Source organism: Devosia crocina, assembly GCF_900116545.1.
Taxonomy (GTDB): Bacteria; Pseudomonadota; Alphaproteobacteria; order Rhizobiales; family Devosiaceae; genus Devosia; species Devosia crocina.
Genome location: NZ_FPCK01000001.1, coordinates 629,969 through 654,084, shown reverse-complemented (window position 1 = coordinate 654,084; position 24,116 = coordinate 629,969). Strand labels below are relative to the sequence as shown.

At 62.1% G+C, this 24,116-nt stretch carries 26 protein-coding genes; 11 read left to right on the top strand and 15 right to left on the bottom strand.

All coding sequences use genetic code 11. The features are described from left to right. The first annotated feature begins 43 nt into the window (after positions 1 to 43). The 3 genes from BM364_RS03030 to BM364_RS03020 are packed head-to-tail and all read left to right on the top strand — an operon-like array spanning position 44 to position 3,149. Positions 44 to 1,327, top strand: a complete 1,284-nt coding sequence (locus BM364_RS03030; protein WP_092420734.1) for an extracellular solute-binding protein — start codon at positions 44 to 46, stop codon at positions 1,325 to 1,327. A gap of 59 nt (positions 1,328 to 1,386) precedes the next feature. Continuing rightward, positions 1,387 to 2,265: a carbohydrate ABC transporter permease gene (locus BM364_RS03025; protein WP_092420731.1), complete on the top strand. Its 879-nt coding sequence runs from the start codon at positions 1,387 to 1,389 to the stop codon at positions 2,263 to 2,265. After that, a complete protein-coding gene (locus tag BM364_RS03020) occupies positions 2,262 to 3,149 on the top strand; it encodes a carbohydrate ABC transporter permease (protein WP_092420728.1) in 888 nt (295 codons plus the stop codon). The genes BM364_RS03025 and BM364_RS03020 overlap by 4 nt, the downstream gene beginning before the upstream one ends. Before the next feature lie 54 nt (positions 3,150 to 3,203). Here the strand turns inward: BM364_RS03020 and BM364_RS03015 are convergent, their stop codons facing one another. The 6 genes from BM364_RS03015 to BM364_RS02990 all read right to left on the bottom strand — a co-directional run bounded on the left by BM364_RS03015 (position 3,204) and on the right by BM364_RS02990 (position 6,996). Further along, positions 3,204 to 4,544, bottom strand: a complete 1,341-nt coding sequence (locus BM364_RS03015) for a sensor histidine kinase (RefSeq protein WP_092420725.1) — start codon at positions 4,542 to 4,544, stop codon at positions 3,204 to 3,206. Further along, a complete protein-coding gene (locus BM364_RS03010; RefSeq protein ID WP_092420722.1) occupies positions 4,541 to 5,203 on the bottom strand; it encodes a response regulator transcription factor in 663 nt (220 codons plus the stop codon). The genes BM364_RS03015 and BM364_RS03010 overlap by 4 nt, the downstream gene beginning before the upstream one ends. Beyond that, complete coding sequence (locus BM364_RS18305; RefSeq protein WP_175528438.1) at positions 5,200 to 5,955, bottom strand: PepSY domain-containing protein; 756 nt, start codon at positions 5,953 to 5,955, stop codon at positions 5,200 to 5,202. Before BM364_RS18305 ends, BM364_RS03010 begins: the two co-directional genes overlap by 4 nt. A gap of 71 nt (positions 5,956 to 6,026) precedes the next feature. Further along, the gene (locus BM364_RS18300; RefSeq protein WP_175528437.1) at positions 6,027 to 6,173 is read right to left on the bottom strand and encodes a hypothetical protein; all 147 of its coding nucleotides are present in this window, start codon (positions 6,171 to 6,173) and stop codon (positions 6,027 to 6,029) included. A 10-nt stretch (positions 6,174 to 6,183) separates the two neighbouring features. Then, positions 6,184 to 6,342 (bottom strand): DUF3309 family protein, encoded by a 159-nt coding sequence (locus tag BM364_RS02995; protein WP_092420711.1) that lies wholly within the window; start codon positions 6,340 to 6,342, stop codon positions 6,184 to 6,186. A 60-nt stretch (positions 6,343 to 6,402) separates the two neighbouring features. Beyond that, entirely contained in the window at positions 6,403 to 6,996 is a 594-nt protein-coding gene (locus BM364_RS02990; RefSeq protein ID WP_244542752.1) for a DUF1236 domain-containing protein, read from the bottom strand. Between the two features lie 338 nt (positions 6,997 to 7,334). Between BM364_RS02990 and BM364_RS02985 the strand changes: the two genes are divergently transcribed. After that, a complete protein-coding gene (locus BM364_RS02985; RefSeq protein WP_092420705.1) occupies positions 7,335 to 7,529 on the top strand; it encodes a hypothetical protein in 195 nt (64 codons plus the stop codon). Positions 7,530 to 7,534: 5 nt separating this feature from the next. On the opposite strand, the gene BM364_RS02980 is transcribed toward BM364_RS02985, so the two are convergent. Then, positions 7,535 to 7,990, bottom strand: a complete 456-nt coding sequence (locus BM364_RS02980; RefSeq protein WP_175528436.1) for a DUF305 domain-containing protein — start codon at positions 7,988 to 7,990, stop codon at positions 7,535 to 7,537. A gap of 135 nt (positions 7,991 to 8,125) precedes the next feature. Between BM364_RS02980 and BM364_RS02975 the strand changes: the two genes are divergently transcribed. Both BM364_RS02975 and BM364_RS02970 read left to right on the top strand, forming a co-directional pair. Continuing rightward, positions 8,126 to 9,307 carry a hypothetical protein gene (locus BM364_RS02975; protein WP_244542751.1) on the top strand — a complete coding sequence of 394 codons (1,182 nt, stop codon included), beginning with the start codon at positions 8,126 to 8,128 and terminating at the stop codon, positions 9,305 to 9,307. Positions 9,308 to 9,351: 44 nt separating this feature from the next. Continuing rightward, positions 9,352 to 9,759, top strand: a complete 408-nt coding sequence (locus tag BM364_RS02970; protein ID WP_092423806.1) for an RrF2 family transcriptional regulator — start codon at positions 9,352 to 9,354, stop codon at positions 9,757 to 9,759. A 9-nt stretch (positions 9,760 to 9,768) separates the two neighbouring features. Here BM364_RS02970 and BM364_RS02965 read toward each other — a convergent pair whose 3' ends face one another. The 5 genes from BM364_RS02965 to BM364_RS02945 form a co-directional block, all read right to left on the bottom strand. Then, complete coding sequence (locus tag BM364_RS02965; RefSeq protein ID WP_092420700.1) at positions 9,769 to 10,611, bottom strand: ABC transporter ATP-binding protein; 843 nt, start codon at positions 10,609 to 10,611, stop codon at positions 9,769 to 9,771. Next, positions 10,608 to 11,597, bottom strand: a complete 990-nt coding sequence (locus tag BM364_RS02960) for an ABC transporter ATP-binding protein (protein ID WP_092420697.1) — start codon at positions 11,595 to 11,597, stop codon at positions 10,608 to 10,610. The genes BM364_RS02965 and BM364_RS02960 overlap by 4 nt, the downstream gene beginning before the upstream one ends. 163 nt (positions 11,598 to 11,760) lie before the next feature. Next, a complete protein-coding gene (locus tag BM364_RS02955; RefSeq protein ID WP_092420694.1) occupies positions 11,761 to 12,618 on the bottom strand; it encodes an ABC transporter permease in 858 nt (285 codons plus the stop codon). Positions 12,619 to 12,620: 2 nt separating this feature from the next. Beyond that, complete coding sequence (locus BM364_RS02950; protein ID WP_092420691.1) at positions 12,621 to 13,625, bottom strand: ABC transporter permease; 1,005 nt, start codon at positions 13,623 to 13,625, stop codon at positions 12,621 to 12,623. Between the two features lie 69 nt (positions 13,626 to 13,694). After that, positions 13,695 to 15,611, bottom strand: a complete 1,917-nt coding sequence (locus BM364_RS02945) for an ABC transporter substrate-binding protein (protein WP_092420688.1) — start codon at positions 15,609 to 15,611, stop codon at positions 13,695 to 13,697. 326 nt (positions 15,612 to 15,937) lie between these two features. Between BM364_RS02945 and BM364_RS02940 the strand changes: the two genes are divergently transcribed. Then, the gene (locus BM364_RS02940; RefSeq protein ID WP_092420685.1) at positions 15,938 to 17,539 is read left to right on the top strand and encodes a GH39 family glycosyl hydrolase; all 1,602 of its coding nucleotides are present in this window, start codon (positions 15,938 to 15,940) and stop codon (positions 17,537 to 17,539) included. 92 nt (positions 17,540 to 17,631) lie between these two features. Here the strand turns inward: BM364_RS02940 and BM364_RS02935 are convergent, their stop codons facing one another. The 3 genes from BM364_RS02935 to BM364_RS02925 all read right to left on the bottom strand — a co-directional run bounded on the left by BM364_RS02935 (position 17,632) and on the right by BM364_RS02925 (position 19,625). Next, positions 17,632 to 17,859, bottom strand: a complete 228-nt coding sequence (locus BM364_RS02935) for a DUF3072 domain-containing protein (RefSeq protein WP_092420682.1) — start codon at positions 17,857 to 17,859, stop codon at positions 17,632 to 17,634. Between the two features lie 68 nt (positions 17,860 to 17,927). Beyond that, positions 17,928 to 18,584 (bottom strand): GntR family transcriptional regulator, encoded by a 657-nt coding sequence (locus tag BM364_RS02930; protein WP_092420679.1) that lies wholly within the window; start codon positions 18,582 to 18,584, stop codon positions 17,928 to 17,930. 39 nt (positions 18,585 to 18,623) lie between these two features. Continuing rightward, positions 18,624 to 19,625, bottom strand: a complete 1,002-nt coding sequence (locus BM364_RS02925) for a Gfo/Idh/MocA family protein (protein WP_092420676.1) — start codon at positions 19,623 to 19,625, stop codon at positions 18,624 to 18,626. 201 nt (positions 19,626 to 19,826) lie between these two features. Between BM364_RS02925 and BM364_RS02920 the strand changes: the two genes are divergently transcribed. The 4 genes from BM364_RS02920 to BM364_RS02905 are packed head-to-tail and all read left to right on the top strand — an operon-like array spanning position 19,827 to position 24,107. Further along, the gene (locus tag BM364_RS02920) at positions 19,827 to 21,524 is read left to right on the top strand and encodes an IlvD/Edd family dehydratase (protein WP_092420672.1); all 1,698 of its coding nucleotides are present in this window, start codon (positions 19,827 to 19,829) and stop codon (positions 21,522 to 21,524) included. Further along, entirely contained in the window at positions 21,517 to 22,377 is an 861-nt protein-coding gene (locus tag BM364_RS02915; protein ID WP_092420669.1) for an amidohydrolase family protein, read from the top strand. Before BM364_RS02920 ends, BM364_RS02915 begins: the two co-directional genes overlap by 8 nt. Positions 22,378 to 22,398: 21 nt before the next feature. Continuing rightward, the gene (locus BM364_RS02910; protein ID WP_092420666.1) at positions 22,399 to 23,325 is read left to right on the top strand and encodes a dihydrodipicolinate synthase family protein; all 927 of its coding nucleotides are present in this window, start codon (positions 22,399 to 22,401) and stop codon (positions 23,323 to 23,325) included. After that, positions 23,322 to 24,107, top strand: a complete 786-nt coding sequence (locus BM364_RS02905; RefSeq protein ID WP_092420662.1) for an SDR family oxidoreductase — start codon at positions 23,322 to 23,324, stop codon at positions 24,105 to 24,107. Before BM364_RS02910 ends, BM364_RS02905 begins: the two co-directional genes overlap by 4 nt. Positions 24,108 to 24,116: the final 9 nt, after the last annotated feature.

Here is a 24,116-nt window from a genome sequence, read left to right as displayed (position 1 = left end):
CCTGAAGCAGTGGCGAGGGGCCAAGCCCCAAGGGAGGTTAGACGTGAACAAGTTTTTCAAGGTAGCCATGCTGTCCAGTGTGGCGGCACTGACCCTGGGCACTGTGGCGCAGGCGCAGGAAACCGTGGTCTGGTGGGATTTCCTCAGCGGCGGCGACGGGGTGCGCATGAAGGCGCTGATCGAGCGCTTCAACACCGAGCATGAGGGCGAGATCGTCATCCAGCCCACCACGCTGGAATGGGGCACCCCCTTCTATACGCGCGTCCAGACCGCTGCCGCCATCGGCGAAGGTCCCGATGTGATGACCTACCACCTTTCTCGCGTTCCGCTTGGCGTTGAATCTGGCGCTATTGCCCAGCTCGACCCGGCAGACCTGGAAAGCGTTGGCCTGACCGCCGACACCTTTGCCGCCGCCAACTGGGAAGCCGGCCAGATCGACGGCAACCAGTACGCTGTACCTTTCGACATCCACTCCATCATTCTCTATTACAACAAGGACAAGCTCGAAGAAGCCGGCCTTCTGGGCGAAGATGGCCTGCCGACCGGCCTTGATGGTGCCGACAACTTCATGGCCGCGCTTGAAAAGCTGCAGCCGAATTCGGAATATGCTTTGTCGCTGCAGACCTCGGGCGATGGCACGCCCTGGCGCGTGTTCTATTCCCTCTTCAACCAGGCCGGCGGCACGTTCCTCGGCGAAGATGGCACCTTCTTCCCAGACGAGAGCATTCCGGCTGCCGTCCAGACCGTCGAGACCATGGCCAGCTGGGTCGAGGGCGGCTACGCCCCGCGTCTGACCGAATATGAAGGCAGCGTTGCACTCTTCACCTCCGGCGCAGCAGCCCTGCACATGAACGGTGTGTGGGAAGTGCCCACTATGACCGACCTTGCCGCCTCGGGCGAACTGGGCTTCGAGTGGGGCGCCATCGCCATCCCCACTTTCTTCGACCAGACCGCCACCTGGGCTGACTCGCACGGCTTTGCCATCCCGAACAATGCTGGCCGTGAAATGACCCCGGAAAAGAAGGCTGCCGTTCTCGAAGTCATCTCCTGGATGAACCAGAATTCGCTCTCCTGGGCGGAAGCGGGCCATATCCCGGCCTATGCCCCGACCCGTGAAAGCGAAGAGTTCCGGACCATGCAGCCCAACGCGACCTATTCGGTTCTCGCCGATACCGCTGTCTTCGATCCCAAGTCGGTTCTGGCTGGCGTCGCTTCCCCCGTCTACGACGCTGTGGCCAACTATATTAGCCCGGCCATGAACGGCGAAATGAGCGCCGACGAAGCCATCGAGGAAATGAAGGCCGACCTTCAGGACCAGGCTGACTGACACACCCAACCGGCCCGGCCGCCCCTGCGGCCGGGTCTTCTTATCGGGGCTGGAGCATCATGATCCGGAATCATCGCCGCGAAGTCGTGGCAGCATATCTGTTTATCCTGCCGTTCGTTTTGTCCTACGGCGTGCTGTTCTTCTGGCCCACCCTGCAGATGATCTATCTCAGCTTCACGGACGCGCCCCTGATTGGGCCCGGCCAGTGGATCGGCCTTGAAAACTACATCGAGATGTTCGACGACCGGCGGTTCTGGACCGCGGTGCGCAACACCTCCTACTTCGTTGCCCTGACCGTCATTCCAAATACGCTGATCGGTCTTGCGATCGCCATGATGGTGTCGCGCCTCAAAGGCTGGCAGCAAAGCGTCATCCTGGCGATGTTCTTTCTGCCCTATATTCTGCCGGTATCGGTCGTCTATCGCATCTGGAACTGGATGTTCAACGTTCAGTTCGGCATCATGCAATATCCGCTGACCTGGATCTTCGGCGAGCCGACGCCGGTCTTCCGCGTGCAGTGGATGTTTATGCCCACGGTTGCTTTCGTCACCATCTGGTGGACCTGCGGCTTCAATATCCTCCTCTTCTTGGCAGGCCTGCGCTCGATCCCGAGCGACATCTACGAAGCCGCCGCCCTCGACAATGCCAATCGCTGGACCATCTTCCGCCGCATCACCTGGCCGCTGATCTGGCCGGTCACGGCTCTCGTTCTGACCATCCAGCTCATCCTGCAGCTGAAAATCTTCGATCAGGTCTATCTGTTCGTCCAGGGCGGGCGACCGGACCCATCCATGGTCATGGTCCAATATATCTACAACATGGCGTTCCAGCGGAACGAGGGCGGCTATGCCGCGGCCATTGCGGTTGCCCTTTTCGCCATCGTCATCGTCTTTTCCGTGTTGCAGTTCCAGCTGCTCCGTTCCCGAGGTGAGAAATGAGCGCGCTCGACACAGCCCCTGCCGCGTCCGTGGCCACAGCCGATCAGGGCCACAAGCGCAGATCCTTTGACATCGGCGGCGCCATTCTGACGCTGGTCACCGTCATCTTCGCCGTGCTCTGGGCCTTCCCCATATACTGGGGCGTCATCACCTCGCTCAAGCCCGAGTCACAGGTGATCTCGCGCACCGTTGAATTCCTGCCGCGCACCTGGACCATCGACGCTTATTGGCATGTGCTGGTCAACACCATGATCGGGCGTTGGTACATCAATTCCCTCGTCACCTCGGTTTCGGTCACGGTGCTGACCCTGATCATCAGCGCGACCACCGCTTATGCGCTGTCCCAGCTCCGCTTTCCCGGCCGCACGGTCATCTGGTACCTGATCCTTGCCAGCTTCATGGTGCCGATCGCAGCTCTGATCGTGAACCACTTCATCCTCATGGCCCAGTTTGGCCTCATCAACAATTGGCTCGGCGTGATCCTGCCGCAGCTGATCCATCCGGTCGTGATCATCGTCTACAAGAACTTCTTCGACTCCGTGCCCAAGGAATATCGGGAAGCCGCCAAGATGGATTCGGCCAGCGAGTGGCGCATCTTCTCGCGCATCTACGTTCCCATGAACTGGGGGGTCACCACCGCTCTGGCGATCGTCACCTTTATCGGCGCCTGGAACAACTTCCTCTGGCCGTTCCTGGCCGTGTCGCGCACCGAGATGATGAATGTGGCCGTAGGCATCACCCAGGTCAATGACGCGTTCGGCGTGCAATATGCCCGCGAACTCGCCGCAGCCATCCTGGCCGCCCTCGTCGTCGCCATCCTCTACCTGATCTTCCAGCGTCGCGTGACCCAGGCCATCATGCTCTCGGCCGGCGTAAAGGGTTGATCGCCCAGCGGCGGCGGACCCCGATCCGCCGCCCCGCCTTCGAGCGGCATCCCCTCACTCCGTCCGTGCCAGCACCAGGCGCATCTCAACCAGGAGCCCGCCCAGATCTGCCTTGGCATAGTGGATCGAGCCGCCATTGAGTTCGATGATCTCCTGGGCAATGGCGAGGCCGAGGCCCGTCCCCGGCACGCTTTCGTCGAGCCGCGTCCCGCGATGACCCAGCCGGCCCACAAGATCGGCCTTGATCCCCGGACCATCGTCGCTGATCCGCAGGCACGCCATGCCGCCTTCCGCCCGGGTTTGGATCACGACAGTGCTCGCCGCCCACTTGGCCGCATTTTCCAGCGTCACCCCCACCAGCTCCATCAGGTCCTGGCGATGGATATTGACCGCGAGTTCTTCCCCGAGCTCGGCCTGCCAATGGAGGCGCTCGCCGCGCTCGGTCTTGCGCAGCACCCCCAGCGTGCGCACGATCACCGCCTGAAGCGAGCTGTTTTCCTGGCGGTCGAGCGAGCGGGTGCGCAAAGCCGCGAGCCGCATTTGATAGTCGACGCGCGCCGACATCTCGAGCGCCAGCTCGTCGAGCGCATCGGCGTCCTGCCTCTCTTCCCGGTCCCGCAGCCGCATGGCGATTCCGTGGACGGCCGCAAGCGGCGTCTTGAGCCCGTGCGCCAGGTCCGATGCCCTGCGCTTTGCTTGCTGCGACACCGCCTCGCGCTCGGCCAGGAGCCCATTGACCTCTTCGACCAGCGGCTGCACTTCGCTTGGAAAGCGCCCCTCGAGCCGCTGGGTCTCGCCCCGGCGCACCGCATCAACCGCATCGCGCAAACGGCTGAGCGGCAACAGTCCGAGCTGTAGCTGCGCCCAGCCGCCGCAAATGATGGCAATGCCCAAAAGAGCGAACAGCTTGGCAATGTCCCAGCCATATTGCGCACCCGCCGCGTGGATCGGATCGTGATCCTCCCCCACCGTCACCCGAAAGGCGCGCCCCTCGATCGTAACGGCGCGGCTGATCAGAATCAGGTGCAGCCCCCCTTCGCCCACCTGGTGAAAGGTTTCGCCATCGGCGGAATGGCCCTCTTCCAGCTCCTGTTCGAAGAGCGAGCGGCTGCGCGTGCTCTGCCCGTTGTCGAGCGCCTTGACCTGCCAGTAGCGCCCGCCGAGCGGGGTTTCATAGCGTGGATCGGGCAAGGGGGCGCGCAGCGTGGGCCTGGCCGGAGCGGGATCGATCAGCGCCACGATGCGCGATAGTGCCGCGTCCAGATCGGCCCGGGCACTCCGTTCAAGATTGAGCACGAACAGCCCGTGCAGCGCCAATCCGGCAAGGATCAGCGATCCCACCACCATGATCGAGGCTAGCGCCATCAGCCGCAGGCGCAGCGAGTTGGCCCTCACGTCTCCTCGCCCAGAGTGTAGCCGAAGCCGCGCCTTGTTTTGACCACGTCCCGCCCGAGCCGCTTGCGCAGCCTCGCCACCAGCACCTCAACCGCGTTGGACTCGCGCTCGAAATCCTGCTGGTAAATATGTTCGGTGATTTCCAACTGCGACACCACCCGGCCCCGATTGTGCACGAGATAGGTGATCAGACGAAACTCCTGCGGCGTCAGGTCCATCGGCAGTCCGTCTTCGGTCACCTGCATGGTGCGCATGTCGAGTTCATATTTGCCAAAAGGAACGCGCGGCGTCGCCACGCCCTTGGATCTGCGGATCAGCGCCCGGATACGCGCCACGATTTCGAGCGCGTGGAACGGCTTGACCACATAGTCGTCCGCCCCGGCCTCGATCCCTTCGACCCGTTCTTCCCATTGTCCGCGCGCCGTCAGGATCAGCACCGGCGTTGCAAGGCCCGAGCGCCGCCAGCGCTTGAGCACGGTCAAGCCGTCCATCTGCGGCAGGCCGAGATCAAGAATAATGGCTTCGAAACTTTCGCTGTCAGCGCGAAACCATGTCGCTTCACCCTCGCTTTCCCGGCAGACCTCGAAACCCGAGCGGCTTAGCGCCGACTGCAATACATCGGCAATGCGATCGTCATCTTCGCCAACAAGGATTCTCATGGCTCGCTCCCGATGAAGCGACCCGATTGCGCATAGTAATATTCAGTGGTGACCAGCCCATCGCTGCGCAAAGCACGGATGGCATAGACCAGAAAGCCTCGTACATCGAGCAGTTCGGCGTCAATGATCTCGCCCGCGCCCCGCGCCTTAAGATCGGGCAGGAGACTGGCAATGGTCACGGCGCGTCCGGCATTTACCGTATCGCGCGCATGATCGGGCGTATGGTGAATAGTTTCACCGGGCACCGAGCCCGGAGGCGAGCCGAGGGGCGCGCTGTTTCCGGGCGAACCATCAGAACCGCGGCCATTGCCGCCCCCCTGCCCGTGATTGCCGCCCCCGCCCGCATTGGGGTTGTTGTTGCCACCGCCGCCGTTGGCATTGCCGCTATTGTTGCCGCTACCGGCATTGGCGTTGCCGCTATTGCCACTACCGCCGCCATTGCCATTGCCGCTATTGTTGCCGCTGCTGGCATTGGCGTTGCCGCTATTGCCACCGCCGCCGCCGTTGCCATTGCCGCTATTGTTGCCGCTGCTGGCATTGGCGTTGCCGCTATTGCCACCACCGCCGCCGTTGCCATTGCCGCTATTATTGCCGCTGCCGGCATTGGCGTTGCCGCTATTGCCACCGCCGTCGCTGCTGACGCTGGCGTTTTCGGACGCATTGCCGCCCCCGCCATTCCCCGGCCCGTTGCCCTGGGCCAAGGATGGCAGCGTCAAAAGGCTGGCAAAAAGGAAGGCGAGAGCTGTTCGCATGGCAAAAGCATACCCCGCTCAAGCTGACAAAACGCTTACATTTTGCATAGCGGCACGCGCTTTCAGCAGCTCTAGACTGTAGGCTTGCCAGTTGTCTCGGCCAAGCCGGTCTCTGCACTGGCGATCGGATTGCCGACCCCTTCAGCGCTCAGGATCAGGCCTGCGCTTGCCACAACGGCAAGTGCCAGTATGCCAAGAAAGATCAAGACAATGGACATCGTGTCCTCCCTAGAATGTACCCATCAGGACCAGCACGATGACCACGACCAGCACGACACCCAATATGCCTGACGGTCCATAGCCGAAGCCGCGCGAATAGCCCCAGGTCGGCAACGCGCCGATCAGCAGCAGAATGAGGATGATGATAAGAATAGTACCCAAGCCCATGATGTTCTCCAGTTTTCTTGATTGATTGAGGCGAGCCCGGCAGTGCCGGGCTCGGCCTGTTTAGCTGTTGATGATCAGCACGATCTGCAGGCTGTCCGGATCAACGATGACGATGCGGCCATCATCGAGGCGGAAGAACAGGAAGCCTTGATACTGCGGAACGATCTCGACGATCCGAACCGGCAGCGGTTCGAGAACCACGGTCTGCGGCACGGCGACGCCCACCGACAGATCGAAGTCGAGATCGGCTGCAACCACAGGAGCGACGTTCACCTCGGTGATGACGGTGCGGATCTCCGTCTGTTGTTCGCTCGACAGCTCGACACTGGTGCTGGTCCCCGCATCGACATCGGTCTGCACCGATGTGCCGGTCGTCCCAGTGGTCGAAGGGCCGTCAGTGGTTGTCGTCTCGGTTGTCGTAGTTGTTCCCGTACCGCCCGTAGCGTCTGCTCCGCCAGCGGCTCCGCTCTGGTCGGTAGCACCGGCGCCGGTTGTGCCCTGCACTTCCGTGGTCGCGCCCGCATTGGTGCCCGTCGAAGTCTGGGTGGAAGTGCTTCCGCTGACACCGCTATTGGTCGAGGCGTCTTGTGCGATTGCCATGGAGCTGGAAAGAGCCAGGACCAGCGCAACGGCTGTAGAGAGTTTCTGTGTCATGGTCATGCGGCCCCAAAGGACCGTCCCTCTTGTTGGACAGGGACATAACCGCAGAAGACACACGAAGTTCCTGCTAAGTAACTGATTTTATTAGTATTTTTTCAGTACAGTCACTGTAAGCCTTTTGTCAGTTTCCCAAGTCCGCTGAGAGGGCCTGCATAATTCCACAGCCTCACCCACCCCGCTCAAGTGCGGTTCCCCAAAAAGCCCTGCACCGGAGTGAAGCCCGCTGGCACCTGCCCGCCGGCAAAAACCTGTACAAGCGCGCAATATTTCTCTGACCAATCCGGTCCTTGCGTTAAGTTGCCAGCCTCCGTAATCCACCATCGAGGTGCGCCTTGGATATCATGTGGGTCGCCATCGCCACCGATATGACGCTTTATGCCCTGGTGGGCATGCTCCTTGTGCGCCTGGGCCGCCGCCGCCTGCCCGAGCCGTGGAACCGCGCCTCCTTCACCGTCCCCATCGTGCTCGTTGCCGGAGCGCTTGTCACGCTCACCACCTTCCCCCACTGGCTGGTGTTTCAGCGCTAGCCGCCTCATTGCATCGATGCAGCCGGAGCGCGCGCCAGCCACGCCTGCATCTCCGCGATTTCCACCTGCTGGGCGGTGATGATCTCCTGCGCAAACATCTTGATCCAGGGATCGCTCGCATAGCGCTGCGCTACCTGGGCCATTTCTACCGCCCCCTGATGATGCGGGATCATGCTGCACACAAAGGCGGTCTGGAAGTCGGCGGCCGTCATGCCGCGCATCATGTCCGAATGCATCGGCTCCATCGTCTGGATCAGGGCCGCATGGGCATCCCCGCTATGTGCGGCCATCATGTCGATATGGGCCTGCATGCTGGCGCCGCCATGGTCGGCCTGCGCATCCCCGCAGATCTCGGGCAAGGGCAGGCTCGCCAGCGCGCTCGCGGGTTGATCCCGCACGATCAGCGCACCGGCAAAGGCGGCGGCGAGCACGGCCGCGGCGCCCCATTGAAGAACATTCATCGTCATCACCTTTTCTGTTGCCCTCACTATGGGCCACACAAAGGCTGACCTGTTTGACCCAGGTCAAAGATGCATGTGCGATGCATGTTTAAGTGCTCCCGACTGCAAGACATGCAGAAACCGATGGAGCTAGAAGTGACTGACCATCCCAAAGGCGATGCGAAAGGCAAAACCTGGAACCGCCTGAGCCGCGCGGCTCTTTGCGCGCCGATCGCCGCCTTGCTGGCAGGGTTCGGCCTTGCCACGCCAGCTTATGCCCATGTGAAGTGGTTTGCCCCCTATGTGGTGGGCGCCGCCCCGGCCCCGATGACCGAAACCCTCGGCAATGGCTGGTTCTGGACGGGCATCGTCCTGGTACTCGCCTTTTTCGCCGCAACCGTGTTCGTGGAACGCAGCAAGGCGGGCCCAGCCATCAGTGGCGGCCTCGACCGCTTGACCGCTCCCATCTGGACCCGGTCGGACGACTTCATGCGCGCAATCATCGGCGCCTTCTTTGTCGCCATCTTCGCGGTGGGCGGGGTTTACCTCACCCCGGATCTGCAGACCCCAAACGAGTGGGTGTCGTGGCTGCAGCTGCTGATCGCGCTCCTTGTGTTTTCGCGCCGCACCATGCCGCTGGCCGCGGCCGGCATCATCGGACTCTGGGTTATCGCCCTGCGTGACTACGATCTTTTCCACCTGCTCGATTATCTGGCGCTTGGCGTCGGTGTAGCCGGCTATCTGTGGCTTGCGGCCAATCCCGAAGGCAAATGGTACCGCCACCGGTTCGCCGTCCTGCGCTGGGGCGTCGCCATTGCCCTGATGTGGTCGAGCCTTGAAAAGTTCGCCTATGCCGAGTGGTTCTATCCGCTTGTGGAAGAACGCCCGTTCCTAACCTTCGGCATGCCGCGCGATACCTTCATTCCCATGGCCGGTGTTGCCGAATTCACCATGGGCTTTGGCCTACTCTGGACCCCGTTGATCCGCCGGCTGTCGGCCCTTGCCCTGATCGTGATCTTCACGGCTGCCGTTTATCCTTTCGGACGCATCGACCTCGTCGGACACGCCCTGATCATGGGCACCCTGTTCCTGATCGCGGCTGACCCCACCCCGTCGGGCTTCAACCTCAAGGGCCTCGTGCCGGCAGTCGGCAGCGTTCCCGCTGGCCTTTTCGCCGCCATGGTGATCATCGCCGGCAGCTATTGGGGATTGCACGCCACCTTCTACGACTACGACCCCACGGCGGTCACCGTCGCACCCGATGGCCAGCGCCTGACCCACGTGCCCAATGCCGAGCATCCGCATGGCATGAGCGTCCCGCCGGTCCAGCAACCCTGATGAAAGCCGGGGCGGTCCTTCAGCGGCCGCCCCGCCCATCCAAGATGCGCCTGACCCAATTCACAGATTATGCCCTGCGGCTCATGCTCTATGTCGCTGCGCAACACCAGACCCGCACCACCATTGCCGAAGCGGCACGCTTCCATGCCATCTCGCCCAACCACCTGATGAAGGTGAGTCAGCGCCTCGCCGCCGCCGGCCTCCTCAAAGCCAGTCGCGGCCGCAATGGTGGCCTTGCCCTGGCCCGCCCGGCCCACAATATCACGGTCGGCGACATCGTCCGCGCCACGGAGGAATTTTGCCTTGTCGGCTGCATGGAAGGCCAGCCCTGCGCCATCGCCCGAAACTGTCGGCTCCCCCAGGCGCTCACCACCGCCACCACCGCTTTTCTCCAAACGCTCGACCGGTGCAGCCTTGCCCAGCTTCAGGCCACAGCCGCGCCTCCCGCTTAACCTCCATGCCTAGACGGCACCTGCCATGCGCCTTTCGATGATCTGCCGCGCTTCCTCGGGATCAGGTGGCAGAACCGCTCCGCTCAGCGCCCGCGAATACTCATGCTGCGGATTGCCCAAAACGCTTTGCGCATCCCCCGCCTCCACCACATCCCCCCGATGCATGATGATCACGCGGTCGGAAATATAGTAGGCCGTCGACAGGTCATGAGTAATATAGATGATCGAAACGCCCAGCGTGTCGCGCAGCTCGCGGAAAAGGTTGACGATCGACATGCGCAGCGAGGCATCCACCATCGACACCGGCTCATCGGCCACGATCAGCCTCGGCCCCGGGATCAGCGCCCGCGCCACAGCGATGCGCTGCAATTGCCCGCCCGAAAGCTCATGCGAATAGCGCCCTCGCACTTCCGCCAGGCTCAGTCCCACATGGTTGAGCGCCTTGTCCGTTGCCGCCTCCACCCCGCCGCGGTCCTTGATCCCGAGAAACCGCCGCGCCGTCGAATAAAGATAGTAGTCGAGCGTCGTCAGCGGATTGAACGCCTCGAACGGGTTCTGAAAGATCGGCTGCGCCTTGGCCATGAACTTGAGCCGATCGGCGCGGCTGCGGATACCGGCAATATCCTGCCCCATGAAGCGCAGCGTACCGCTGGTGGGCGTTTCATTGCCCAGGATCATCCGCGCCGTCGTCGTCTTGCCGCTTCCCGATTCCCCCACGATAGTGAAAATCTCCGGCTTTTCGGCCGAGAGGGTGAAGCTGACATTCTTGACCGCATGGAGAATGGAGGAATCCAGAAATCCGCCAATGCGATAGTCCTTGTTGACGCGGTCGAGTTCAAGCAGCGCACTCATGCGGCCTCCACCTCCCCTGCCCGCCAGCAGGCCACGCGTCCGGTCTGGCGCGGCAGCAGGGCTGGATTGTCGGTCTTGCACTTGTCGATGGCGAGCGGGCAGCGCGGATGAAAGCGGCAGCCGCTCGGCGGATCGGCCAGATTGGGCGGCTTGCCCGGCAGGGCGCTGCGCTTGCGGCTATCCCCGATCCGCGGCAGGCTCCCGATCAGATGCGCGGTATAGGGATGCTGGGGCCGCCTGAACACATCGAGCGTCGGCCCCTCCTCGACAAGCCGCCCGGCATAAACGATGCCGATCCGGTCTGCGATGGCCGCATGCACGGTCATGTCATGAGTGACGAAGATGATCGAGGCGCCCATGCGCCGCTGCACATCCTTGATCAGCGCCAGCACATCCTGCTGCACCAGCACATCGAGCGCCGTGGTCGGCTCGTCGGCGATAATGAAATCAGGCTCGCACACGGTCGCCAGGGCGATGGTCAGGCGCTGCCGCATGCCACCCGAAAGCTGGTGCGGATAGGACTCGAGAACCCGTGGATCGAGCCCGATCCTTTGAAGATGCTGCTCCACCTTCGCCCAGAAATCGCGTTCTGAAAGTCCCATATGCTTGAAGGCGAAGTCATGAAACGCATGCTTTACCTTCCGCACCGGGTTGAGCACGTTCATCGAGCCTTGCATGATATAGGAGAGGTTCTGCCATCGCGCGCCCTTCATCGCCTGCGGCTCCGCATAGACGTCGAGCGTCCGCCCGTCGAAATCGAACTTCACTGATCCATCGACCACCCGCAGCGGCGGCGTGATCGCCCCCGCAATGGTCTTTATCAGCGAAGACTTGCCTGACGACGATTCCCCGGCAATCCCGTAGATTTCGTTGCGCCTGATGGTCAGGCTGACATCGTCGACGGCACGCACCTCGCGCCGCACGCCGAAATAGTTCATCTGGTAATAGGCCTTAAGGCCCTCGACCTTCAGCACATCGGCATTCATTCGCACTCTCCCCATGCACTGACTTCTCGCAGTCCACCACCTCTCCCTCTGGGGAAGAGGTCGGACCCCAGGTCCGGGTAAGGGGACCTCCCCGCAAAAGCGGTTCCCAAAGCACCCTCACCTGGCCCAATACGCATTTCCGCAACGAGACTGAGGCCCATCCTCACGCTCCCATCCGGCTGAGGCGGCTGCGCGGATCGATATATTCGTTGACCGAGATCGCGAGCAGGAAGAGCCCGAGAAACAGCAGCACGATGGCGATGATGGGAAAGGCGATCCACCACCAGATGCCGGCGATGATGGCCTGGTGCTGATTGGCCCAATAGATCATGCCCCCGATGGTGGGCCGGTTGATGTCGGAAAAGCCGAGCACCGACAGCGTCACCTCGAGCCCGATAGCCCAGATCAGGTTGTTCATGGCCGTAAAGAAGATGACTGGCATCACATAGGGCAGATGCTGGCGCATCAGGATCTGCGGCACGCTCATTCCGGCAAATACGGCGTGACGCGTGAATTCCCGGTTCCTCAGGCTCAGGGTCACGGAGCGGATGAGGCGCGCATCGTAGTTCCACCCGAGCAGTGCCGCCGTTGCGGCCAGCACCGGCCAGCTCATGGAATCGCGCATAACGAAATAGACGAGCAGCAGGATCGGGATATTGGGTAGCGCGATCATCGTGTCGTTGATCGTCATCAGGATCTGGTCCCACTTGCCGCCGAGATAACCCGAAAGCATGCCCACCGCCACTGCAAGGAGCCGGCTGAGAATGGTCACGGTCAGCCCGAAGAGCATCGTGTTCCAGATGGCCGCGCTCATCTGCCAGAGCACGTCCTGCCCGCGTGATGTCGTGCCCAGCCAATATTGGGCCGAAGGCGGCATGTCGGGCGGCAGGAGATAGATGGCCTCGGCCGGCAGGGGGGCCCAGAAATGGGCCAGCGCGAACAGGAAAATCGCAAGCGTCAGCACAAAGCCGATGGTGAATTCGATATTGTAGCGCAGGAGATCGCGTAAAATCTTGAACATGGTCAGCCCAGCCTCACGCGCGGATCGATCAGGGGATAGATCAGGTCGATGATGAACACGGCCACGGCTACAGCCACGATCGACATGGTGGTGACACCCAGCACCAGCGAATAGTCGCCGCGATAGATGCCCTGGATCAGCAGCCGGCCGACGCCGGGATAATTGTACAAGAACTCGGTGATCACCGCCCCGCCGAAGACGCTGCCCAGGCTGAGTGCCAGGCCCGTCAGCTGCGGCAGAAGCGCATTTCGCGCCACGTATTGGGAGAAGATCTTGCCCGAAGACACTCCGCCGAGTTCGGCGTAAACCACATGGTCGTCGGTCACGATGTTGGAAACGAGCGAGCGCATGGAGATGAACCAGCTGCCGATGCCGACGAGCACGAGTGTCAGCGCGGGCAAGGTGCCGTGCTGGATCAGCGAGCGGATATAGTCGAGCGACAGGCCCGGCTGCAGGTTCATCTGCGCTCCGCCTGAAATCGGCAGCACCGGGAAGATGAAGCCGAAAACCAGCAGCAGCACGAGGCCCACGATATAGGCTGGCACCGGATGGAGCGCCATCACGACGGCTCCGGACAGCTTGAGCAGCGTATTGGTGCGATAGTAGCCGGCCAGCGCCCCGAGAAGATTGCCCAGCGTCCAGGTGATGATCAGCGCCAGCGTCAGCAGGCCCACCGTCCAGGGCAAGGCGCTCATGATCAGCGACATGACCGGCGTCGGAAACGAGGACAGCGATGGTCCGAAATCGCCGCGCAGCACGCGGCCCCAAAAGGCGAGATATTGCTCGAAGATCGAGCCCTGTAGTCCATAAAGTTCAGCCAGTGCCTGGCGCATCAGCTCGACCGCGCGGGGATCGGTCGCGCCGAAATTCGTCATCAGCGAGAGGGACTGTTCCACCGGATCGACGGGTGACAGTTTGGTGATAAAGAACGTGCCGGACACGCCCAGAAAGATCACCAGGAAAAACTGCAGCAGCCGCCGCAGCAGGTATTTGGGAAAACCGTCCATCACGTGTCCACTGGAACTGGCTGGGTTCGGGGACCGGGCGGGACCTGAGCCTCGCCCGGGACGAAGACGTTACTGGGCGGCCTGAGCGCCCGGAGCATTGGGATTGGCCTCGAGATTGACCACCATGTAGCGCGTGTTGGACCAGAACGGGCCAGAAGCCGAATATGGGTTCTCCGCGCTTGGGTAGCCGGTCCAGTAGGTGGTGTCGAACGGGGCGAACTTATTGTAGGCCATCAGCGGAATGAACGGCATCTCTTCGACTGCAAGCTTGAGATAGTCCATTCCCAGTTGCACCACTTCGGGGCTGTCAAAGCTTACCGTGCGGTTCTCTTCGATGATCGCATCGAGCCGTTCGTCCTGCCAGCGCTGCAGGTTGCGCGGCGGCTGGACCGCACCGGGTTCTACGATGAAGTCGGAATGGTAGCTTTCAAGGAAGAAGCTGAGATCAGGGTGACCACCCCAGGTTTCCACGGTCCAGTAGACCGCTGCCTCGAAGTCACCGGCACCGAGCCGCTGGCCATTGGTGGGTCCGGCAACGTCGACCGTCGTCTGAATACCCTGCATGGACCACTGCTGCGCCAGGATCGTGCCGGCACGGGCCAGGGTGGGGATTGCATCGCCTTCCACCATCAGGCGAATGGTGAAGGGCGTACCGTCGGGCAGTAGCCACTGATTGCCGTTCTTGGTGAGCCCGGCTTTCTCCAGCAGCTCGTTGGCAGCCTCGATGTCCTGCTTCCACCAGCCATGGCCGAACATGGCCGCCAGCTGTGCCGGATCGTCCGGAATGTCGTCGCCCCATTGCGGTTTGACGAGCGCGGCGATCTGCTGAGCCACGGTCGGATCATAGGGCGCAATGGTGCGGGCGCCGGTATCGATCTCAAAGCTCGTCAGCCATTCCTGCATCGGCTCGTAGTAATCGACGACGGCCGTACCGGTAGGCGGAACCGACAGCGCGGCGAGATTGGCCGCACCGCGATAGGAGCCCATGGCCACTGCACGGATATCGATCATCAGGGCAAGCGCCCAGCGGACATCCTTATCCTGGAACTTGCTGTTCTGGTGGTTGAACAGAACCGACGGCAGCGTCGGATCGGGATGGGCGAACGGGTAGCCAGGGAACCAATAGGCGCTGTTCTCGCCGGCATCGCGCGCGATGGTGAACATGCCTTCGGGCGCGATGTCGTTGATCACGTCCAGATTGTGGTTCATCTGCTCGATGACGCGGGCGTCCGGATTGCCAGCATTGCGATAGACCACATATTTCACGTCCGGCTCGGATTCGAGATCCATGCCGATCGAGGTACGCTCCCAGTCTTCGCGCAGCTTCCAGATCACCCAGTTGCCGGCGCTGTCATAGCTGTGCATCTCGTAGGCCGAGAGCGAAACCGGGGGATTGTTGGCATAGGTCAGCGGATCGTCCACGGTCTCGAACACGTGCTTGGGCATGATCCAGGCCGCGTTCCAGCGCACGGTGAAAAGCGTGTGGAAGCGTGAATTGGGCTCCTTGAGGTTGAACACGACCGTATAGGGGTCGGTCGCCTCGACACTGTCCACATTGATCGTGAACGGCGCGCTCCAGTTCATGCCGGGATTGGCGATCTGGGTTTCGACCGTATAAACGACGTCCTCGGCCGTGAACTCGACCCCATCGCTCCAGTAGATCCCCTGCTTGAGCGGCACGGTCATCTCTGTGAAATCGTCATTATATTGCGGGCGGTCGGCAGCCAGCGCATTGGTCCAGGCCGCATCGCCCGTCCCCTCGGGATTGACGAACCAGAACGTGTCCGCGGTCAGCTGCTGCAGCCCGTTATTGCTCGCGCCACCGCCCGGCGCCCACAGGTTGAACCATTCCGCGTTCTGCGCTGCCGGCCCCTGGATGATCAGCGCTTCGTTGCGCGGGATGCCGGCAATGAAATCTTGGGCGGCAGCCGGCATCACCGAGGCGGCGATGGCAAGTGCGGCTGCGGCCAGCTTCTTGATAAGCATGGTCGTTCCTCCTGATGCCCGCGCGTGGCGGGCTGGCGATCGACCGGCCCAGAGGGTCCGGATCCTCGCCTCCCTCGTCTCAAGCCCGCACTGCTTGCAGTCCTCCCGCAGTCCGGCTCACATCTTTATCGACAATTTTTTGGGCAAGAGCAACAGGATTATCGACAAAAACACCAGTATCATCACTCACATGCCGTGCATTTCCAGCTTCTATGCCAAAACATCCACACTATTATTGACAAAACAGCCATGACCGGTAGGGTATCGCGAGGATCTGCGCACTGCGCGGTCACGAGGGAATACAGCAACAGGGTTGGAGAATTCAGATGACAGCGACTTACGACGTCCGCATCGCGGTCGATGCAGGCGTGAGCCGCGGCGCTTACAGGCCATTGTGGAACTGGTGGGGCTATGATGAACCCAATTACACCAACACCGCCAACGGCAAGAAGCTATTGAAGGAATTCACCGCGCTTAGCCCCGAACCGCCGCGCATCCGCACCCACAACCTGCTGACCTCGGGCGATGGCCAATATGCCCTCAAATGGGGTTCGACCAACGCCTATACCGAGGACGAGAACGGCAATCCCGTTTATGACTGGACCATCATGGACCAGATCTTCGACGCCTATGTCGAGGCCGGCAATATCCCGCTGATCCAGGTCGGCTTCATGCCCGAGGCGCTCTCCGACGATCCCGGCGAATACCGCCACCACTGGAGCCCCACCGATCCCTACGCCACCATCATGACCGGCTGGGCCAATCCGCCCAACGATCTCAAGAAATGGGGCGATCTCGTCCACGCCTGGGCGCGCCATCTGGCTGATCGCTACGGCGAAGAGCAGGTGCTCACCTGGCCCTGGGAGGTCTGGAACGAGCCGGACGGGCTCTACTGGAAGGGCACCATCCCCGAATTCTGCGCGATGTACGATGTCACCGCCAAGGCCATCAAGGCGGCCTTGCCCGGCGCGCGCGTCGGCGGACCCCATACCTGCGGCGCCTTCAACAATCCCAAGGCGCAGAAATTCCTGCGCGAATTTCTCCAGCACGTGGTCGACAACGATTCACCCATCGACTTCATCGCCTTCCACGCCAAGGGCAATCCGGTGATCTGGAAGGACCATGTCCGCATGGGCCTCCACAAGCAACTGCGCGACATCGAAACCAATCTCGCCATCGTCAACGAATTCCCGACCCTGAGGCACCTGCCAACCGTTATCGGCGAATCCGATCCTGAAGGCTGCGCCGCCTGTTCGGCCCGCGTCCATCCCCAGAACGGCTATCGCAACGGCCCGCTCTATGGCGCCTATATCGTGGAAAGCATGATCCGCACCTATGAGCTGAGCCAGCGCGCCGGCATCGAGATCGAGGGCGCCGTCACCTGGGCCTTCCTGTTCGAAGACCAGCCCTGGTATGACGGTTTCCGCGACATGGCGACCAATGGCGTCGACAAGGCCGTGCTCAACGGCTTCCGCATGCTGGGCAAGCTGCGCGGCGAATGGGTCGAGGCCCGGTCCGATCACGCGCTCGATATCGACACCATCATGGAGCATGGCGTCCGCGACCAGCCCGACGTCAATGCGGTCGCGACGCGCGACGATACAGGCGTTTCCATTCTCGTCTGGAACTACCATGACGACGATGTCGAGGACGGCCTTGCCAATGTCACGCTGGCGCTCGAAAACCTCAAGCCCGGCGCGCACAAGCTGACCCATTATCGCATGGACAAGGATCACTCGAACTCGTTCGCGGTGTGGAAGGAGATGGGATCGCCCCAGACCGTCACCGGCGAGGACTATCGCAAGCTCGAAGCCTCTGGCCAGCTCGCCGTGCTCGAAACCGGCACGGTTGAAGCCCAGTCAGGCTCCGCCAGCCTGAGCATGACCCTGCCGCGCCAGGGCGTATCCCTCCTCCGCATCGATTACTGACACCCGATCGGCTCTGCCCTGCCGGGCCGATCGCGCACCCCGCCGTCCTCCCTGCGGCGGGGTGCTTTTTCTGCGACGGTTTCGCAAAGACCTCACGACCCCAGACCAAGCTCCTGCCGCAGCGCATCGATCCGCTCAGAGGCTTCCGCCTTGCTCAGGTCCTCGGCAAACCGGTCCGGCTGATGCGCCTGCTCAGACAGCGTCTTGAGATAAGACGCCTGCGCATCCGTCATCGGATCATCGCCTGTGGTCCAATCGCTTGGGTCCTTTTCGAGATTGGAATGCGGCCCCGGCTCGACTTTTGAATTGGTGGTGGACATCTGGAAACTCCTTGTCTGTTCCCTAAACGTTCCTTGTCTCGTCGAGTTCCAACTCAGCGCCGATGCGCCTACCCCTCGACCAGCCCGATATACCGCTTCTTGGACGGCTGCAGATGATCGACGCAGAGCTGCGCCAGCACCCAGTTGTCGCGCCCGCTCAGCATCTCGATCATCAGCCGGTGCTGGCCATGGGACACATCGAGCGCCGTGCGATCCGCCATGGAATTGGCGCGCACGGGCAGACTGTAGCGCATGTAGAGCTCGATGGTTTGCACGAGATACTTATTGCCGCAGGCGCCGAACAGGGTCAGGTGAAACCGGTCATTGGTTTCGTGCACGCCGCGCAGATAACCGCTTTCGATATGCTCGCCATGCTCCTTGTGGATCAGCAGCAAATCCTGGATCAGCTTCTCGGAAGCCGGCAATGGGATCATCAGCGCCGCCTGGCGCTGCACCAGTTCGCGCACCGCATAAATCTGCTCCACTTCCGCCGGGGTCAGCGAGCGCACCGTTGCGCCCTTGTTGCGCTCGCGCACGATGATGCCCATCTGCTCGAGCTGCACCAGCGCCTGCCGCACGAAATGCCGGGTCACCGGGAAGCGCGACAACAGCGAATCTTCGGTCAGCCGCGCACCTGGCGCCAGCCGCCCAAAAATAATGTCTTCCTCCAGCGCCCGCACGATGCGCACATCGTCCAGTTCGTCCTCGATGATCTGATCAGCCATGGCAAAAGGTCCGGGCGCGAGAAGCGGTCATTGTCTTTATCAGATTGTGTCCGCCGGTTTAAATCCACTGCTTTGATAGGCAGCCTCGACAAGGCGCAGCGTTTCGAGATTGTCCGCGGCCGACGTCTCAAATGCTCCACCGCTGCGCAATTGCCCCACGAAGTGAGCGATCGCACCATCATAGGCTGCCTGATAACTCTCGGCGGGGTCGAACGAAGCCTCACCTCCCTCTCGGCCCCATAGCCGCAGCACCGTGCCATCAAGATGCACCGTGCCGGCTGATCCATAGATCCAGAGCTGGTCGCTCGGCGCGGGTGGCGCACCATGCACAGCCAGATTGCCCGAAACCGCCAGAGGCACCCCATTGCCTCGCCGCTTCAGCCAGAGCGTAGCCCTGTCTTCACCAAGGATTTCGTCATTGCTTCGGCCCAGCCATGCACGCAGCAGCTCGAACTCGCCAAAGAGATAGCGCAGCGTATCGAGATGATGGATCAGCACTTCCATCACGAGGAGCCGCGTTTCGTCCCGGAAAAACGGCTGGCGCACCAGTGCAGGCCTATCCCCGTCGACCCCCAAGATCATGCCGCTCGAATGGAAATCGAGCCGGATCGAGCTGATCTCGCCCACCCGCCCTTCGACGAGCCACTGCCGCAATTGGCGATAATAGGGGCGAAAGCGCCAGTTCTCGTGCACCATCAGCGGCACACCCGCTGCAAGCTCGCGGACCAGCGCCTCGGCCTCGGCAAGATCGATTCCAAGCGGCTTCTGGCAAAGCATCGGCAAGCCGGCTCGCGCCCCTTCCCGCACATTTTCAGCGTGGAATCGCCGGGGCGTCGCGATATCGAGCGCATCGAGCCGTTCGGCTGCCAGCATTTCGGCCAGGCTCCCGTAGCGCCCTGCAACGCCATAGGCGTCGGCCCGGTGCGCCAGCGCCACCGGGTCCGGATCGCAGATCGCAACGACCTCCGCACCCTCGACACGCGCCCAGGCCGGCAGATGATATTGCGTCACCCATCCCGCTCCAACCAGTCCGACCCGCATAGCCACCTCTTGTCAATAATTAAACCCACACAGGGCGCAGCTCACCCGATCCACCACGGGGCATCACCCGCAATTTAAGCGCGAATACGCGACTATCGCAATTGCTCGCTTGGTTTTCGCCGCTCTTATTATTGACAATCTTCTGATTGGTTGTAGGAATGAGGCAAAAGGGTCGCAGATGCAGCGACGGGGAGGATAGCGGTGACGCGCGGGCTTCGCAGAAGATTAACGAGCTATGGCGACCAGGATTTTTCCCTCTTCCTGCGCAAGGCATTCATCAAAGCCATGGGCTATTCCGATGATGCTCTCGACCGCCCGATCGTGGGCATTTCCAACACCTATTCGGACTACAATCCCTGCCACGGCAACGTTCCGCAGTTGATCGAGGCAGCCAAGCGCGGGGTCATGCTCGCCGGCGGCATGCCCATGGTGTTTCCCACCATGTCGATACACGAGAGTTTCGCCTCGCCCACCTCTATGTTCCTGCGCAATCTGATGGCCATGGAAACCGAGGAAATGGTGCGCGCCCAACCCATGGATGCAGTGATCCTGATCGGCGGCTGCGACAAGACGATCCCCGCCCAAGTCATGGCTGCCGCATCGAGCGAAGTGCCCGCCATCATCTTGCCCACTGGCCCCATGGATACCGGCAATCATCGCGGCGAACGCCTCGGGGCCTGCACCGATTGCCGCCGCCTTTGGGCGCAATACCGTGCCGATGCGATCAGTGGCGAAGAGATCGCCGAGATCAATGGCCGCCTTGCCAGTTCCGTGGGCACATGCACCGTCATGGGCACGGCCTCGACCATGGCCGCAATGGTTGAAGCCATGGGCCTTACCTTGCCCATGTCGGGTTCAGCGCCCGCAACATCTTCCGAGCGCGCAAGGCTCGCCGAGGAAACCGGACGCGCCGCTGTGGCGATGACCGAAACCGGTCTCACCACCGCCCAGGTGCTGAGCACGAACGCTTTGCGCAACGGCCTTGTCACCCTCCAGGCGCTCGGCGGCTCCACCAATGCCGTGGTGCATCTTGCCGCCATCTATGGCCGGCTCGGCATGAAGCTCGATCTAGCCGAGTTCGACCGTATCGGCCGTCAGGTGCCGGTTCTGGTCGATCTGAAACCCTCCGGCAGCGGCTATATGGGCGAGTTCCATGCTGCCGGCGGCGTCCCGCGCCTCCTTTCGGAATTGACCGATCTGCTCGATCTGTCCGCGCCGCGCGCCTTTGGCGGCACCCTGGGCGATGCCATTGCCGGCCTGCCGGTGCGCTTCGAAGAACAGGTCATTCGTCCACGCGCCAACCCCATCTCCCGGTCGGGCGCCATTGCGGTTCTTTCGGGTAATCTTGCTCCGCGCGGCGCCGTCATCAAGCATTCCGCGGCCGATCCAAACCTGCAGGTGCATGAGGGGCGCGCCGTTGTCTTCGAATCCGTCGAAGACATGACCCAGCGGCTCGAAGACACCAGTCTCGATATTGCCGCCGACGACGTCCTCGTCTTGCGCAATGCCGGGCCCAAGGGGGCACCGGGCATGCCCGAGGCAGGCTATATCCCCATTCCCCGCCACCTGGCGCGCCAGGGCGTCAAGGACATGGTCCGCATATCCGATGCCCGCATGAGCGGCACGGCCTTCGGCACTGTGGTGCTCCACATCACGCCCGAAGCAGCCGACGGCGGCCCGCTCGCCGCCGTGCGCACAGGGGACCGCATCCGCCTTGACGTTCCCAACCGGCAGCTCGAACTCCTGGTCGATGCTGCCGAGCTCGAAAACCGCATGAAGGCCCTGCCCCCGCCGCCACCTGCCCCGGAACGCGGCTATGCCCAGCTTTACGACCGCCACGTCACCCAGGCAGATGATGGCGTGGATTTCGATTTCCTGATGGCATCCGCCCGTGGCTGAGGTTCTCGACGCGCCCTTGTGCCTGCCGCCGTGCCCCCTGCGCAACCCTTCTGGCATCCGGCTGCCGGACAACACCTGTGACACCCATTTCCACGTCTTTGCGCACCAGGCGCCTCTGGCCTCTCCGCGCAGCTATACGCCGCACATCCGGACCATCGACGATTGGCTCGCCCTGGCCGAATGCTTCAACATCGGCCGCGGCGTTCTGGTGCAACCGAGCGTCTATGGCCTCGACAACCGCGTCCTCCTTTCGGCCCTCGCCGCGCACGGCGATCGCCTGCGCGGCATCATCGTGGTACCGCCCGAAACACCCGACGCGGACCTTCGCCGGTTCGATGCACTCGGCGTCCGGGGCATCCGCTTCAATCTGCGCAACAAGTCGGGCATCGGTTTCGACGCGCTCGACGCGCTCGCACCCCGCATGCGCGCCCTCGGCTGGCACGCCCAGTTCCAGGTCGGGCCCGAAGCCATCAGAGCCGTCGCCGAATTGACCGGTCGCCACGACCTCCTCGGCGTCATCGACCATCTGGCATTCATGCGGCTCGATGCACCAGGTCCTGCACTCGACGACCTCATGCGAGCGCTCGATACGGGGCGGGTCTATGTCAAGATTTCCGCGCCCTATCGACTGACGGACGCACTTGGTCAGCAAAAACTCGAAAACACCCTCGAAGTGCTGGCCAGATGCTATCCAAACCGCCTCTTATGGGCCACCGATTGGCCCCATACCGAGCTTTATAGTGCGGTCCCGGAAGACGATGATCTCATCGCCCTCACCTGCGCCGCCTTGCCGGAAAAAACCCATGCGGCCACCTTCGTCGACAATGCCCAAGCCCTCTATTTCTCGCACTGACCACTCACCCGGAGAAGCCCGATGCCCTTGTTGAACGAAGCCGCCAAAGGCGTCTATGTCATTGCAGTTACTCCATTTTCCGATGCGGGCGAAGTCGATTGGGCAAGCGTTGACCGCATGGTTGATTTCTACGAGGAAAAAGGCGTGACCGGCCTCACCATTCTCGGTCAGCTCGGCGAAGCCCCCAAACTCACCTCCGAGGAATCTCGCGAAATCGCCCGCCGGGTCATCGCCCGCGCCAATGTCCCCGTCGTCGTCGGCGTCACCGCCCCCGGCCTCGCCCCGATGCGCGAACTCGCTGATTCGGTTATGGAAATGGGCGCTGCCGGCGTCATGGTCGCCCCACCATGGACCACAAAAACCGACGACCAAGCCTACGCCTTCTACCTCTCCGTCGGCGAAGCCCTCGGCCAAACCCCCTGGGTGCTGCAGGATTACCCGCTGACCACCAATGTCACCATCGCTCCCAAGGTTATCGATCGCATCATCCGCGACGTCCCCACCTGCGTTATGCTTAAGCACGAGGATTGGCCGGGTCTTGCCAAGATCACGGCGCTGCGCGCCTCGAGCGACAAGGGTGAAACGCGAAGAATTTCAATTCTTTGCGGGAATGGCGGACTATTCCTCCCGGAGGAAATGGGTCGCGGTGCCGACGGTGCGATGACCGGTTTCTGCTTTCCAGAAATGATGGTCGGCGTGGTGGAAAACTACGGCAAGGGCGAGATCGAACGGGCCCATGACCTCTTCGACGCCTACCTCCCTCTTGCCCGCTACGAACAGCAGCAAGGCATTGGTCTTGCTGCAAGAAAATACGTCCTCGCCAAACGCGGCGTCATCGCCTCGGCCGCTTTGCGCAAACCTGGTGCCGCGCTTTCTCCCGGGGATATCGCCGATGTCGAACGCCTCCTCGCGCGCCAGAGCAAGCGCCTCGCGGAGATCAGCGCATGAAGCTCGGTCTTGAAAATCGCCGCGCCGTTGTCCTCGGCGCCAGCAAGGGCCTCGGCGCCGCCATCGCGGTCGCTCTCGCCAACGAAGGCGCAACCGTCATCGGCGGCGCTCGCACCACCGACGCCATTCTCGCGCTCAACGATCAGCTGACGCCCGGCGCCGGCGGCAGCATTTCGGCGCAGAGTCTCGATCTGGCAGACCGCATGTCGGTAGGGTCGTTCACCAAGGCCATCCTCGCTGAAGGCGGCGCCGATATTCTCATCGGCAATTCGGGCGGCCCGCCTCCCGGCGAAGCGGCAAGTCTGGCGCCTGAGGATTTCCTCCGCCAGTTCGAGATCATGGTTACGCCGCTGATCTCGATTGCACAGGCTCTCTTGCCCGCAATGCGGGAGAAAAAATGGGGCCGCCTGATTACCCTGACCTCGTCCGGTGTCGAAGCTCCCATCCCGCGTCTTGCTATCTCCAATGCCCTTCGTCAGTCGCTCCTGGGCTGGAACAAGACCCTTGCAGCCGAAGTCGCGGCCGACAACATCACCGTCAACACCATCGTTCAGGGCCGCATTCATACCGACCGGGTCGACCAATTGGACGAGGCCACTGCCAAGCGTCTGGGCAAAAGTGTTGAAGAGGTCCGCGCGCAATCGATTGCCACCATCCCAGCCGGCCGCTATGGGCGCCCCGAAGAACTGGCCGACGCCGTCGCTTTCCTTGCCAGCGAGCGCGCGTCCTACATCACGGGCAGCCTGATCCGCATCGATGGCGGGATGATCAGATCGATCTGATCATGACGA